The sequence below is a fragment of the Bacillus cereus group sp. RP43 genome, from assembly GCF_040459645.1.
Lineage (GTDB): Bacteria > Bacillota > Bacilli > Bacillales > Bacillaceae_G > Bacillus_A > Bacillus_A mycoides_C.
Genome location: NZ_JARVHQ010000001.1, coordinates 4,860,001 through 4,875,000 on the forward strand (window position 1 = coordinate 4,860,001; position 15,000 = coordinate 4,875,000).

A 15,000-nucleotide genomic window follows, 5' to 3' on the forward strand; every position below is an offset into this window, starting at 1 on the left:
GCAAAGAACTTGAACTATTAAAATTCTTTACTTCAAACCCAGGACAAGTATTTACAAAAACACAGCTCTTCCGAAATGTGTGGGACGACAATTATATAGAAGATGACAATACCGTTATGGTACATATTCGAAAACTTAGAAAGAAAATAGAGATTGATCCTTCCAATCCAAAATTCATTCAAACTATATGGGGAATTGGTTATAAGTTTGTAGGTGAAAAGCTTGAAGACTGATAAAACCCTCTTCCTTATTTCATTACAACTTATCATTTGCGGGCTTTTAAATATACACATGGGCCCAAAAGTAAAAATGTCTTTATTTATTACTCTTATCTTAATTACAATATATCTCTTCTTTTCAAGAATACAATTCATTCAAAATCGCAAATCAATGAGTACTAAATTAAGTCGTGCACTACAAGGAAATTTACAAACAAGATTATTCACAAACAATGACCGCTCCTTACATAATATCGTTTTTTCAATAAACGAACTAATAGCTGAATTAGAAACGGTTCAGATCGAGGCAAAAAGATCCGAGGAATCTAGAAAACAACTTTTATCTAGTATCTCGCACGATATCCGAACACCACTCACTTCTATTATTGGATATATTGATGCTTTAAAAGACGGGGTCGCTGCTTCTGAAATAGAAAAGCAAGAATACCTTAAAATACTTTATATGAAATCAAATAACTTAAAGCACCTAGTTGATGAAATATTCAATATGGCAAAGCTAGACGCTAATGAATTTCCACTAAAAGAAGAAGAACTCGACTTTTCTGAGGTTACTAGAGAAGTTTTGATTGAGTTTTTACCTGAGCTCTCAAAACATAATATTGAACTACAAGTTCTCATACCAGAATCTACTTGTCCTATCATCGCAGACCATCTGAGCCTTATGCGGATTATAGGTAATTTAATGAAAAATGCCATTTATTACGGAAAGGATGGGAAAACAGTAGGAGTCGAACTACTAGAAACCGATGCAGAATATGAACTTCTTATTTGGGACAAAGGACCTGGTATTCCAAAATATGATTTACAAAACGTATTTGAGCGAATGTACCGGAGCGAACAATCAAGGAACTCCTCGTTTGGTGGTAGCGGTCTCGGGCTTTCTATTTCTAAAGCGCTCGTTGAAAAAAATGGTGGGCATATATGGGTTGAAAGTACTCCATGGAAACGAACTACTTTTGGTTTTTCTGTCCCAAAGCACACTACTTTTAAGAAATAGTTAAGAAATGATTAATATGCAGTTAAGCCTTTCTTTTTATCATGTAATTAAGAACTTATAGAAAGTAGGTGTCTCCTATAAATACAATTATAAAAACGACTAATCTTACTAAAGTGTATGGCACTCAAAAATCAGTAGATAATCTAAATATGAATGTACGGCAAGGAGAGATTTATGGATTCATAGGGCGTAACGGTGCTGGTAAAACAACTACAATCCGCATGTTGCTTAGTCTTATAAAACCTACAAGTGGAAATATAGAAATATTCGGTGGGGATTTACATCGGAATCAAAAAGATATTTTAAGAAGAATTGGTTCTATCGTTGAAGTTCCTGGGTTTTATGAAAACTTAAATGCAAGAGAGAACTTATTAATTAATGCAAAGATAATTGGAGTTCACAAAAGGAATGCAATTGAAGAAGCATTAGAAATTGTAGGCTTGCAGCACGAAACAAAAAAATTAGTAGGAAAATACTCTTTAGGAATGAAGCAACGCTTAGGAATTGCACGTGCTCTTCTCCATTATCCTGAACTACTCATACTAGATGAACCAACTAACGGGCTAGATCCAATCGGTATTAAAGAAATGCGAAAACTCATTAAATCTTTAGCTCAAGAAAGAAATATAACGATACTCATTTCTAGTCATATATTAGCTGAGGTGGAACAACTAGTTGATCGTATGGGAATTATTCATGAAGGAAGGTTATTAGAAGAAGTTTCTCTTGATACACTGCGTAAAGCCAATCGTAAGTACATAGAATTCCAAGTAAATAATGATAATAAAGCTGCGATGCTATTAGAAAATCATTTTCAAATTTTTGATTATGAGGTACATGATGAAGGAAATATTCGCGTTTATTCTCACTTTGGACAGCAAGGACACATTAATAGAACATTAGTTCGTAACGGTATTGAAGTATTAAAAATTGTGATGAGCGAAGATAGACTAGAAGATTATTTCACCAAACTAGTTGGGGGTGGCAAAATTGGTTAATCTGCTTTATACAGAACTATTAAAATTGAAACGATCCAATATGTTTTTGATTAGTATTATCGGAGCAGGTGTCGCGCCATTTTTAGTGGTTGTAGCTTCTTATATACACATGAAGACAAAGCAGCCTACTCCAACTATTTTATTTGGTCAACTGTTCACTGAAGTTAACCTATACACTACTTTAATTATAGGATTCCCCTTATATGGAGTTGTAATCGCTTATCTATTTACCCGTGAATACACGGAAGATACATTAAAAAACTTGCTAACTATCCCAGTATCACGTATTAGCTTTATTATAAGTAAGTTTATCCTTCTATTCCTTTGGATCATGATGCTAACTTTAGTTGCTTGGGCGCTAACTTTATTATTAGGGCTAATAGGTAGCTTCCCTGGGTTTAGTATCACCTTACTTTTAGGCTCTCTCATAAAATTTTTAATATGTGGTGGACTTCTCTTTCTTTTGTCTTCACCTATTGTACTACTAACTCTTGTAATGAAGACCTATGTACCGCCTATTATATTAACAATCATTATTACAATGACTAACCTTATGATCGTAAATTCAAAACATAAAGACCTATTCCCATGGACCGCTACTCTAGATATAGCAAATAACGAATTACAACCGACTTATCCACCAGAGTATTCTTATATCATCATTGCAGTAACAGCTATTCTCGGATTTATTACAACACTATTCTATTTTAAAAGAGTAGATATTCATTAATTTATAGGAGTGAAACTATGAGCGATCTTATCATTGCCTTTATACTTGGCATTGTAGAAGGGTTAGCTGAATTTTTACCTATCTCTTCTACTGGCCATCTTATATTAGTCGGACATTTATTAGGTTTTGAAGGAGAAAGGGCAAAAACGTTTGAAATTGTCATACAGTTAGGGGCAATTTTAGCTATCGCAATTTTATATCATAAACGCCTTGTTTCTTTATGTAATATTAAACCCCTTTTACGGAAAGAGAAAAAATTCAACGCATTACATGTTTTTCTCGGTGTATTCCCAGCAGTAGTTGTTGGCTTATTATTACATGATGTTATTAAAACATACTTATTCCAGCCGCATACTGTCGTAATCGGACTTGTAGCAGGAGCAATTCTTATGATTTTTGCAGAAGTAAAAAAGGCAGAGGCAATCGCTTTTTCACTAGATGATTTAACATACCGTCAAGCATTAACAATTGGATTATTTCAATGCTTAGCAGTATATCCTGGCTTCTCTAGAGCTGGCTCTACTATTTCTGGAGGGCTATTAGCGAAAGTAAATTATAAGGCTGCATCTGAGTTCTCTTTTCTCATCGCCCTTCCTGTAATGGTTGGAGCTACAGGGTTAGACTTATTAAAAAGTTGGAAGTATTTAAGTGTAGATGACATTCCTATGTTTACTGTAGGATTCATTACCTCTTTTATAGTAGCAATGCTAGCAGTAGTAACTTTCCTAAAGCTTTTAGAAAAGATAGGTTTAAAACCTTTTGCATATTATCGTATTTTGTTAGCCATCTTATTTACACTATTCGTATCGGTATAGCTTCATATAAGCCACATATTATTAAACCGATATTCAAGGAATATCGGTTTTTTATCTATTTCAACTCTAGTATTACTCACTTCAATATGGCATAGTTTGTAATAGATTAATATTAGTAATCAGAATATTCTTTACTATCGATCAACACTTCATTAAAATACATAACGTTAAAAGCTATATTTGAAATCCGGACCTAGTAATAGCATTTCTTCTTTAAACACATATACTGAATTAAAAATAAACACCTCAATTGATTGAATATGCCCATTACACCACTATAGAACAAGTGTTCCGCACCGCTACTTCCTTGTATTTAAGTAATCGTACTATAGTTTTTTCACTTGCACTTACCTTCTCCATGAAAGACTCCCCATTATAAGATTTAAGGAAGTTTCATCCTATGTCTATATACAAATAACTGCAAGCTTTACCATTAGAAAAGGAAATCGAATTACTTACAAAGGCATTTAGTTTCATTTCAATAGTATTAACGGCACCAGTGGCAAGGTCAGTATTATAGATGAACTATATAGTATTTTAAAAAGCACTCTGAACACGTATGGATTCAACATGTACCTCATGATACAATAGGTAGAAAAAATGTATTTGCATTTTTAAAAGAAAAAACGCCTCCCCCCTCTACTATCATTTATCATTCACACCTAGATACAGTCAGCATTGAAGGTTTCGGATCGTTAAAAGAACATGCTTTCTCTCCCGAAACACTAAAACAATATTTTCAAACCTACAAAAGTGATACAAATGTTTAAGCCGACGCAAAATCTGGAGAGTGGTTGTTTGGCTGTGGTTCTCTTAATATGAACAGCGGTGCTGCCATTCATCTAGCCAATATACTATACTTCTCAGAACATATGCATTTACTCAAAGGAAATCTACTACTCTTATTCATTGGAGATGAAGAAGGAGAACATCGTGGGATTATCTCTGCCTTAACCGAATTCGAAAGACTAAAGCAAGAAAAACAATTACAGTATCGTTTGGCTATTCACAATGATTTTATAACACTTTTATATGATGGAGATACTCAGCGCTACATTTATACAGGTACTGCTAACAAGCTTCTTCCTTGTTTCTATATTTACGGAAGAGAAGCACACGTAGGCGATACATTGTCTGGCATTAACCCTAATTTTATTGCAGCACAAATCACAAATAGACTACATAACAACTATATCCATTACCATATGAAATAATCCGCAAATTAAACATCCCGTCTATTACTATGGGCGTCTACGAGAATGATGGCCATAAATGGACAGAACGTGTTTACAAACCCTATTCATTCAGCGTATCACCTTTATTAATCCGTAATACAACAATCCAAACTTTAAATGACTACAAAGCTATTACAAATAAGCAAATTTCCCAGGGTTTATAAAGAAAATCAACTTTAGCTAAAGTGAGGTGAAAATACAAATGAATCCATTAGCACAAACATATTGGGATACTTATTGGGGGAACAATGAAAAACCGAAATCTGTTACAGCTTGGCAATTTGGTGATTCTCCTGATTATCTCGCTAAACTAGTCATTGATGGTGTGAAAACCGCAACATGCTCCGGCCATATTTTTTATGAATTAGAAAACGAACCGCTACCAACAACCAATGATTATAGTATTGTACTCAATAGTCAAGATGAACCTGTAGCTATCATTAAAACAATAGAAGTAACTGTAACACCAATGAATGAAGTAACTGAAGAATTCGCTATCGCTGAAGGTGAAGGCGATCGTACCTATAGTTACTGGAGAGACACCCATATTCAGTTCTTTACAGGGGAACTAAACGAGCTTGGGCTTAGTTTTTCTGAAGATATGCTGCTCGTTTGCGAACGTTTTGAGCTTATCAATGTAAAAAGCAAAGTGAAGCTATAATGAATAACAATTTTATATAAATACACTTACCTTTAAACAAATAAGCTTGTTATCAATAGGCTTCTTGAACCTAGATAACAAGCTTATTTCATTAAATACGAAAAAAGACGAGTCATTCTGACTCGTCTTAAAGTTGCTTGGCGACGTCCTACTCTCACAGGGACAAGGTCCCAACTACCATCGGCGCTAGAGAGCTTAACTTCCGTGTTCGGTATGGGAACGGGTGTGACCTCTCTGCCATCATCACCAAACTGATGAAGGTATATTCCTTCAAAACTAGATAACATTGCTTCATATTATATGGTTAAGTCCTCGATCTATTAGTATTCGTCAGCTCCACATGTCACCATGCTTCCACCTCGAACCTATCAACCTGATCATCTTTCAGGGATCTTACTAGCTTACGCTATGGGAAATCTCATCTTGAGGGGGGCTTCATGCTTAGATGCTTTCAGCACTTATCCCTTCCGCACATAGCTACCCAGCTATGCCCTTGGCAGAACAACTGGTACACCAGCGGTGCGTCCATCCCGGTCCTCTCGTACTAAGGACAGCTCCTCTCAAATTTCCTACGCCCACGACGGATAGGGACCGAACTGTCTCACGACGTTCTGAACCCAGCTCGCGTACCGCTTTAATGGGCGAACAGCCCAACCCTTGGGACCGACTACAGCCCCAGGATGCGATGAGCCGACATCGAGGTGCCAAACCTCCCCGTCGATGTGGACTCTTGGGGGAGATAAGCCTGTTATCCCCGGGGTAGCTTTTATCCGTTGAGCGATGGCCCTTCCATGCGGAACCACCGGATCACTAAGCCCGACTTTCGTCCCTGCTCGACTTGTAGGTCTCGCAGTCAAGCTCCCTTATGCCTTTGCACTCTACGAATGATTTCCAACCATTCTGAGGGAACCTTTGGGCGCCTCCGTTACACTTTAGGAGGCGACCGCCCCAGTCAAACTGCCCACCTGACACTGTCTCCCGGGTCGATAAGACCCGTAGGTTAGAATTTCAATACAGTCAGGGCGGTATCCCACCAGCGCCTCCACCGAAGCTAGCGCTCCGGTTTCAATGGCTCCCGCCTATCCTGTACAAACTGTACCAAAATTCAATATCAGGCTACAGTAAAGCTCCACGGGGTCTTTCCGTCCTGTCGCGGGTAACCTGCATCTTCACAGGTACTATAATTTCACCGAGTCTCTGGTTGAGACAGTGCCCAAATCGTTACACCTTTCGTGCGGGTCGGAACTTACCCGACAAGGAATTTCGCTACCTTAGGACCGTTATAGTTACGGCCGCCGTTTACTGGGGCTTCAGTTCAGAGCTTCGCTTACGCTAACCCCTCTCCTTAACCTTCCAGCACCGGGCAGGTGTCAGCCCCTATACTTCGCCTTACGGCTTCGCAGAGACCTGTGTTTTTGCTAAACAGTCGCTTGGGCCTATTCACTGCGGCTTTCCGTTAAGAAAGCACCCCTTCTCCCGAAGTTACGGGGTCATTTTGCCGAGTTCCTTAACCAGAGTTCTCTCGCACACCTTAGGATTCTCTCCTCGCCTACCTGTGTCGGTTTGCGGTACAGGCACCTTTTATCTCGCTAGAAGCTTTTCTTGGCAGCGGGGAATCAAAGACTTCGCTCCATAAGGAGCTTCCCCATCACAGCTCAGCCTTCACGATAAGCGGATTTGCCTACTTATCAGCCTAACTGCTTGGACGTGCACAACCAATCGCACGCTTCTTCTATCCTTCTGCGTCCCTCCATTGCTCAAACGATAAAGAGGTGGTACAGGAATATCAACCTGTTGTCCATCGCCTACGCCTGTCGGCCTCGGCTTAGGTCCTGACTAACCCTGAGCGGACGAGCCTTCCTCAGGAAACCTTAGGCATTCGGTGGACGGGATTCTCACCCGTCTTTCGCTACTCATACCGGCATTCTCACTTCTAAGCGCTCCACCAGTCCTTCCGGTCTGACTTCACTGCACTTAGAACGCTCCCCTACCACTGATACCATTGGTATCAATTCGCAGCTTCGGTGGTGTATTTAGCCCCGGTACATTTTCGGCGCAGAGTCACTCGACTAGTGAGCTATTACGCACTCTTTAAATGGTGGCTGCTTCTGAGCCAACATCCTAGTTGTCTAAGCAACTCCACATCCTTTTCCACTTAATACACACTTTGGGACCTTAGCTGGCGATCTGGGCTGTTTCCCTCTTGACTACGGATCTTATCACTCGCAGTCTGACTCCTAAGGATAAGTCATTGGCATTCGGAGTTTGACTGAATTCGGTAATCCGATGAGGACCCCTAGTTCAATCAGTGCTCTACCTCCAAGACTCTTACACTTAAGGCTAGCCCTAAAGCTATTTCGGGGAGAACCAGCTATCTCCAGGTTCGATTGGAATTTCTCCGCTACCCACACCTCATCCCCGCACTTTTCAACGTGCGTGGGTTCGGGCCTCCATTCAGTGTTACCTGAACTTCACCCTGGACATGGGTAGATCACCTGGTTTCGGGTCTACGACCACGTACTAAACGCCCTATTCAGACTCGCTTTCGCTGCGGCTCCGCCTCTTCAGCTTAACCTCGCACGGGATCGTAACTCGCCGGTTCATTCTACAAAAGGCACGCCATCACCCATTAACGGGCTCTGACTATTTGTAGGCACACGGTTTCAGGATCTCTTTCACTCCCCTTCCGGGGTGCTTTTCACCTTTCCCTCACGGTACTGGTTCACTATCGATCACTAGGGAGTATTTAGCCTTGGGAGATGGTCCTCCCAGATTCCGACGGAATTTCACGTGTTCCGCCGTACTCAGGATACATTCAAGAGAGAACGAAGTTTCGACTACGGGGTTGTTACCCTCTGTGACGGACCTTTCCAGGTCGCTTCGTCTACCTCGTTCCTTTGTAACTCCGTATAGAATGTCCTACAACCCCAAGAGGCAAGCCTCTTGGTTTGGGCTAGATTCCGTTTCGCTCGCCGCTACTCAGGAAATCGCATTTGCTTTCTCTTCCTCCAGGTACTTAGATGTTTCAGTTCCCTGGGTCTGTCTTCCATACCCTATGTATTCAGGTAAGGATACCATACCATTACGTATAGTGGGTTTCCCCATTCGGAAATCTTCGGATCAAAGCTTACTTACAGCTCCCCGAAGCATATCGGCGTTAGTCCCGTCCTTCATCGACTCCTAGTGTCAAGGCATCCACCGTGCGCCCTTTCTAACTTAACCAAACTAAAATTAAAAAAATATGAGCTACACTGTTATCTAGTTTTCAAAGAACATACATTTAAACTTGAGAGATAGTTCTCTCAAAACTGAACGAAACGAAACAAGTCAACGTTTATTGATGAACTGCGTTCATCAATTCTCCATAGAAAGGAGGTGATCCAGCCGCACCTTCCGATACGGCTACCTTGTTACGACTTCACCCCAATCATCTGTCCCACCTTAGGCGGCTGGCTCCATAAAGGTTACCCCACCGACTTCGGGTGTTACAAACTCTCGTGGTGTGACGGGCGGTGTGTACAAGGCCCGGGAACGTATTCACCGCGGCATGCTGATCCGCGATTACTAGCGATTCCAGCTTCATGTAGGCGAGTTGCAGCCTACAATCCGAACTGAGAACGGTTTTATGAGATTAGCTCCACCTCGCGGTCTTGCAGCTCTTTGTACCGTCCATTGTAGCACGTGTGTAGCCCAGGTCATAAGGGGCATGATGATTTGACGTCATCCCCACCTTCCTCCGGTTTGTCACCGGCAGTCACCTTAGAGTGCCCAACTTAATGATGGCAACTAAGATCAAGGGTTGCGCTCGTTGCGGGACTTAACCCAACATCTCACGACACGAGCTGACGACAACCATGCACCACCTGTCACTCTGCTCCCGAAGGAGAAGTCCTATCTCTAGGATTTTCAGAGGATGTCAAGACCTGGTAAGGTTCTTCGCGTTGCTTCGAATTAAACCACATGCTCCACCGCTTGTGCGGGCCCCCGTCAATTCCTTTGAGTTTCAGCCTTGCGGCCGTACTCCCCAGGCGGAGTGCTTAATGCGTTAACTTCAGCACTAAAGGGCGGAAACCCTCTAACACTTAGCACTCATCGTTTACGGCGTGGACTACCAGGGTATCTAATCCTGTTTGCTCCCCACGCTTTCGCGCCTCAGTGTCAGTTACAGACCAGAAAGTCGCCTTCGCCACTGGTGTTCCTCCATATCTCTACGCATTTCACCGCTACACATGGAATTCCACTTTCCTCTTCTGCACTCAAGTCTCCCAGTTTCCAATGACCCTCCACGGTTGAGCCGTGGGCTTTCACATCAGACTTAAGAAACCACCTGCGCGCGCTTTACGCCCAATAATTCCGGATAACGCTTGCCACCTACGTATTACCGCGGCTGCTGGCACGTAGTTAGCCGTGGCTTTCTGGTTAGGTACCGTCAAGGTGCCAGCTTATTCAACTAGCACTTGTTCTTCCCTAACAACAGAGTTTTACGACCCGAAAGCCTTCATCACTCACGCGGCGTTGCTCCGTCAGACTTTCGTCCATTGCGGAAGATTCCCTACTGCTGCCTCCCGTAGGAGTCTGGGCCGTGTCTCAGTCCCAGTGTGGCCGATCACCCTCTCAGGTCGGCTACGCATCGTTGCCTTGGTGAGCCGTTACCTCACCAACTAGCTAATGCGACGCGGGTCCATCCATAAGTGACAGCCGAAGCCGCCTTTCAATTTCGAACCATGCAGTTCAAAATATTATCCGGTATTAGCCCCGGTTTCCCGGAGTTATCCCAGTCTTATGGGCAGGTTACCCACGTGTTACTCACCCGTCCGCCGCTAACTTCATAAGAGCAAGCTCTTAATCCATTCGCTCGACTTGCATGTATTAGGCACGCCGCCAGCGTTCATCCTGAGCCAGGATCAAACTCTCCAATAAAGTTAGTTTGTCTAGCATCTAAAAATAAAAATTGACGTTCACGTTGTTTGTTTCGTTCAGTTTTCAAAGAACTACTTGGTCGCTCATTTGCGACTTCCTTATGTTAACATTTCCAATTTGTAATGTCAACTAAGTCTTTTTATTTCGTTTGTCGCTTTCTGCGTTATTGCACCGGCGACTTGTTCTATATTACACCTCTATAGGCTAATCGTCAACACCTTTTTATAAAGATATTTAATTTAATATGTTCACACCTTTTTATCCTACTATTTATAGACAGTAAGATCCCCCACCTCTAAGTTCAGCTGGAGCAAAGAAGTTAGTAGTGAGCCTGCCGATCCATAAAAGCCCGATTAGTGAAGGTTACATAAGAATCCACAAAAATTTTACTAAATAGCTCTCATTGTCTACCTCTATCTACTAATCTCTCCTAACAACCCTCTCTATTTCAAGAGGGTTATCTCCATACATTACTGGGTTCCAAAAGAAATTCTTTTCTAGCAACTTCATTTACTCTTCTTATCTTAATTACAATATCTCTTTCTAACAGTGCGCACACTCTACTTCACTATCCTGAACCATTCATAATAAAATGAACAAACTAATAGACTAGATCCAATTAATATTAAAAATTATGATGAGTAAAGACCAATCAGTAGATTATTTCATAAAACCAGTTGGAGATAGAATAATTGGTTCGTTTACAGATTTCACGATACTTTCATAGAAAAACGCTTATTGTTTTGCTGCACTTCAACTATAGACAAAAACAAGAAGCTAAAACATATGAACACGCAACTGTCATAGTACCGTAGCTCACGAGCCTATACGGTCTATCGTGCGAGTGGTGATGGCACAATCTTGCACGTCAGCGATACCAAAAATGGACTTCTCGCCTTTAATAGCAAGAATCACACTGATGTTAGTCAGCTGGCCCCTTTAGTAGTGAGAGTGTCAATAAATCCAATATTAATAATTGAAATATACTTTACTGAAGAAGCACTTGACTAAAGTATGTAAAGTTACAAGCTATACTGGAAACTCGAGCCTAGTAAGGCAGCTCTTCTTTAAACACATATGTCCAATAGAAAATAAGCGCCTCAATTGATTGAGTATGCCCATTACACTGCCTAGGGAACGAACGTTCTCTCACCTTGTTATACACCACTACTTCCTTGCATTTAAGTAATCACACTATAATTTCTCACTTATACTTATCTTCTATATAAAAGCTCCAAAATTATAAAATTTAAAGAGTTGTATCCTATATCTATATATAGAAAACAGTAAGCTTTTCCGTTAGAAGAGCAAATAGCATTGCTAACAAAGCATATAGTTTCATTATTGCCAACCAAATTACAAATAGAGTATACAAGAAAATAAACTACCTTAATTTACTCCTGATGAACTCATTCTTCCTCCAACTTATTTATATCAACGTGATAATAAAGATAAATATGCTGTTCAAATAACAATCAGTGGTCAATTATACTTTAGTTACCTTATTTATAAGGCTACACAAAAAAGATTCTTATCCAACTACTAGAGGAAACAAGTAAAACTCATAAAGAAGCTGAACACTATGTGCAAGAGCAATTCAAATATTACTACTCATAACTGATCTTTCCGCCCGAAAATCATCTTGGGAATCTCGTGTAATAAACTATACAAAAGATTATAGAGTCTAAACATTACTCCGCACATCGTTATCCAAAATGTTATATGTGAAAGTAACACACAAGACTTGCAAGAACTATATTTTGAAATTATCGCCGCTCTTCAACAGCCAAATTCAGAAAAAAGAACACGAGCTATTATCTTTTTAACTCCACCGCTTTCACCATATAACTACTTAAAACAAACAAATGAAGAAAATAGCCTGTTACAATGAACTTTTTTTCACGTACCACTATTTGGGTTCACTTCAATTTAACATGTGTTAGCTTTTTTTCTATTCACGAATTAAAGCCATTATCATACGAAACAATTCAGAGATTAAACATCCCGTCATTAAAGGTGCCTAAGAAAAAGATGCTCATAAATGGATTGAACTTGTTTAAAAGCCATATTTATTCCATTTATTATCTTCATTGATCCGTGAATTTCAAATAACTACAAAGCTATTACAAATAAACAATATACTACTTGCTCATGAACGTTTTGAGCCTATTACTGTAAAAAAGTAATACTATAGTAAACAAAATAAATGTACTTATTTTATTAAACACAAAAAAGACGAGTCATTCTGACTCGTCTTAAAGTTGCTTGGCGACGTCCTACTCTCACAGGGACAAGGTCCCAACTACCATCGGCGCTAGAGAGCTTAACTTCCGTGTTCGGTATGGGAACGGGTGTGACCTCTCTGCCATCATCACCAAACTGATGAAGGTATATTCCTTCAAAACTAGATAACATTGCTTCATATTATATGGTTAAGTCCTCGATCTATTAGTATTCGTCAGCTCCACATGTCACCATGCTTCCACCTCGAACCTATCAACCTGATCATCTTTCAGGGATCTTACTAGCTTACGCTATGGGAAATCTCATCTTGAGGGGGGCTTCATGCTTAGATGCTTTCAGCACTTATCCCTTCCGCACATAGCTACCCAGCTATGCCCTTGGCAGAACAACTGGTACACCAGCGGTGCGTCCATCCCGGTCCTCTCGTACTAAGGACAGCTCCTCTCAAATTTCCTACGCCCACGACGGATAGGGACCGAACTGTCTCACGACGTTCTGAACCCAGCTCGCGTACCGCTTTAATGGGCGAACAGCCCAACCCTTGGGACCGACTACAGCCCCAGGATGCGATGAGCCGACATCGAGGTGCCAAACCTCCCCGTCGATGTGGACTCTTGGGGGAGATAAGCCTGTTATCCCCGGGGTAGCTTTTATCCGTTGAGCGATGGCCCTTCCATGCGGAACCACCGGATCACTAAGCCCGACTTTCGTCCCTGCTCGACTTGTAGGTCTCGCAGTCAAGCTCCCTTATGCCTTTGCACTCTACGAATGATTTCCAACCATTCTGAGGGAACCTTTGGGCGCCTCCGTTACACTTTAGGAGGCGACCGCCCCAGTCAAACTGCCCACCTGACACTGTCTCCCGGGTCGATAAGACCCGTAGGTTAGAATTTCAATACAGTCAGGGCGGTATCCCACCAGCGCCTCCACCGAAGCTAGCGCTCCGGTTTCAATGGCTCCCGCCTATCCTGTACAAACTGTACCAAAATTCAATATCAGGCTACAGTAAAGCTCCACGGGGTCTTTCCGTCCTGTCGCGGGTAACCTGCATCTTCACAGGTACTATAATTTCACCGAGTCTCTGGTTGAGACAGTGCCCAAATCGTTACACCTTTCGTGCGGGTCGGAACTTACCCGACAAGGAATTTCGCTACCTTAGGACCGTTATAGTTACGGCCGCCGTTTACTGGGGCTTCAGTTCAGAGCTTCGCTTACGCTAACCCCTCTCCTTAACCTTCCAGCACCGGGCAGGTGTCAGCCCCTATACTTCGCCTTACGGCTTCGCAGAGACCTGTGTTTTTGCTAAACAGTCGCTTGGGCCTATTCACTGCGGCTTTCCGTTAAGAAAGCACCCCTTCTCCCGAAGTTACGGGGTCATTTTGCCGAGTTCCTTAACCAGAGTTCTCTCGCACACCTTAGGATTCTCTCCTCGCCTACCTGTGTCGGTTTGCGGTACAGGCACCTTTTATCTCGCTAGAAGCTTTTCTTGGCAGCGGGGAATCAAAGACTTCGCTCCATAAGGAGCTTCCCCATCACAGCTCAGCCTTCACGATAAGCGGATTTGCCTACTTATCAGCCTAACTGCTTGGACGTGCACAACCAATCGCACGCTTCTTCTATCCTTCTGCGTCCCTCCATTGCTCAAACGATAAAGAGGTGGTACAGGAATATCAACCTGTTGTCCATCGCCTACGCCTGTCGGCCTCGGCTTAGGTCCTGACTAACCCTGAGCGGACGAGCCTTCCTCAGGAAACCTTAGGCATTCGGTGGACGGGATTCTCACCCGTCTTTCGCTACTCATACCGGCATTCTCACTTCTAAGCGCTCCACCAGTCCTTCCGGTCTGACTTCACTGCACTTAGAACGCTCCCCTACCACTGATACCATTGGTATCAATTCGCAGCTTCGGTGGTGTATTTAGCCCCGGTACATTTTCGGCGCAGAGTCACTCGACTAGTGAGCTATTACGCACTCTTTAAATGGTGGCTGCTTCTGAGCCAACATCCTAGTTGTCTAAGCAACTCCACATCCTTTTCCACTTAATACACACTTTGGGACCTTAGCTGGCGATCTGGGCTGTTTCCCTCTTGACTACGGATCTTATCACTCGCAGTCTGACTCCTAAGGATAAGTCATTGGCATTCGGAGTTTGACTGAATTC

8 protein-coding genes and 5 rRNA genes (2 of these 13 cut by a window edge) are annotated in these 15,000 nt (G+C 41.9%); 8 read left to right on the plus strand and 5 right to left on the minus strand.

Annotation, left to right across the window (positions count from 1 at the left end; genetic code table 11):
• From QCI75_RS25155 to QCI75_RS25185, 7 genes are all read left to right on the plus strand, one after another.
• A protein-coding gene (locus QCI75_RS25155; protein ID WP_144508755.1) for a response regulator transcription factor crosses the window boundary here: on the plus strand, positions 1 to 233 show its 3' end. 481 nt of this gene lie to the left of the window's left edge; 233 of the gene's 714 nt are visible here — the last part of the coding sequence; the start codon falls outside the window, past its left edge; the stop codon is at positions 231 to 233.
• Complete coding sequence (locus QCI75_RS25160; protein WP_353761387.1) at positions 223 to 1,236, plus strand: sensor histidine kinase; 1,014 nt, start codon at positions 223 to 225, stop codon at positions 1,234 to 1,236. The genes QCI75_RS25155 and QCI75_RS25160 overlap by 11 nt, the downstream gene beginning before the upstream one ends.
• 68 nt (positions 1,237 to 1,304) lie before the next feature.
• On the plus strand, positions 1,305 to 2,234 hold the full coding sequence (locus QCI75_RS25165) for an ABC transporter ATP-binding protein (protein ID WP_144508757.1): 930 nt from the start codon (positions 1,305 to 1,307) through the stop codon (positions 2,232 to 2,234).
• Positions 2,227 to 2,964 (plus strand): ABC transporter permease, encoded by a 738-nt coding sequence (locus QCI75_RS25170; RefSeq protein ID WP_144508758.1) that lies wholly within the window; start codon positions 2,227 to 2,229, stop codon positions 2,962 to 2,964. Before QCI75_RS25165 ends, QCI75_RS25170 begins: the two co-directional genes overlap by 8 nt.
• A 17-nt stretch (positions 2,965 to 2,981) precedes the next feature.
• Positions 2,982 to 3,779, plus strand: a complete 798-nt coding sequence (gene uppP / locus QCI75_RS25175; RefSeq protein WP_353761390.1) for an undecaprenyl-diphosphate phosphatase UppP — start codon at positions 2,982 to 2,984, stop codon at positions 3,777 to 3,779.
• An 818-nt stretch (positions 3,780 to 4,597) separates the two neighbouring features.
• On the plus strand, positions 4,598 to 4,993 hold the full coding sequence (locus QCI75_RS25180) for a hypothetical protein (protein ID WP_353761391.1): 396 nt from the start codon (positions 4,598 to 4,600) through the stop codon (positions 4,991 to 4,993).
• A 223-nt stretch (positions 4,994 to 5,216) separates the two neighbouring features.
• Complete coding sequence (locus QCI75_RS25185) at positions 5,217 to 5,675, plus strand: ASCH domain-containing protein (protein ID WP_353761392.1); 459 nt, start codon at positions 5,217 to 5,219, stop codon at positions 5,673 to 5,675.
• Positions 5,676 to 5,810: 135 nt separating this feature from the next.
• Here QCI75_RS25185 and rrf (QCI75_RS25190) read toward each other — a convergent pair.
• The 3 genes from rrf (QCI75_RS25190) to QCI75_RS25200 all read right to left on the minus strand — a co-directional run bounded on the left by rrf (QCI75_RS25190) (position 5,811) and on the right by QCI75_RS25200 (position 10,595).
• Positions 5,811 to 5,926: ribosomal RNA gene (gene rrf, locus QCI75_RS25190) — 5S ribosomal RNA — on the minus strand.
• A 49-nt stretch (positions 5,927 to 5,975) separates the two neighbouring features.
• Positions 5,976 to 8,897, minus strand: a 23S ribosomal RNA gene (locus QCI75_RS25195).
• A gap of 146 nt (positions 8,898 to 9,043) precedes the next feature.
• Positions 9,044 to 10,595, minus strand: a 16S ribosomal RNA gene (locus tag QCI75_RS25200).
• The 16S, 23S and 5S rRNA genes sit together here, the layout of an rRNA operon.
• A 1,744-nt stretch (positions 10,596 to 12,339) precedes the next feature.
• Between QCI75_RS25200 and QCI75_RS25205 the strand changes: the two genes are divergently transcribed.
• Positions 12,340 to 12,486 carry a hypothetical protein gene (locus tag QCI75_RS25205; protein ID WP_353761393.1) on the plus strand — a complete coding sequence of 49 codons (147 nt, stop codon included), beginning with the start codon at positions 12,340 to 12,342 and terminating at the stop codon, positions 12,484 to 12,486.
• A gap of 372 nt (positions 12,487 to 12,858) precedes the next feature.
• Here the strand turns inward: QCI75_RS25205 and rrf (QCI75_RS25210) are convergent.
• Both rrf (QCI75_RS25210) and QCI75_RS25215 read right to left on the minus strand, forming a co-directional pair.
• Positions 12,859 to 12,974, minus strand: a 5S ribosomal RNA gene (gene rrf / locus QCI75_RS25210).
• A gap of 49 nt (positions 12,975 to 13,023) precedes the next feature.
• Positions 13,024 to 15,000 (minus strand): 23S ribosomal RNA (locus QCI75_RS25215) (it continues 945 nt past the right edge of the window).

Excerpts from the sequence above, each read along its gene's own strand:
- uppP (WP_353761390.1), top strand. The coding sequence starts at position 2,982 with ATGAGCGATCTTATCATTGCCTTTATACTTGGCATTGTAGAAGGGTTA.
- QCI75_RS25180 (WP_353761391.1), top strand. The coding sequence starts at position 4,598 with ATGAACAGCGGTGCTGCCATTCATCTAGCCAATATACTATACTTCTCA.
- QCI75_RS25185 (WP_353761392.1), top strand. The coding sequence starts at position 5,217 with ATGAATCCATTAGCACAAACATATTGGGATACTTATTGGGGGAACAAT.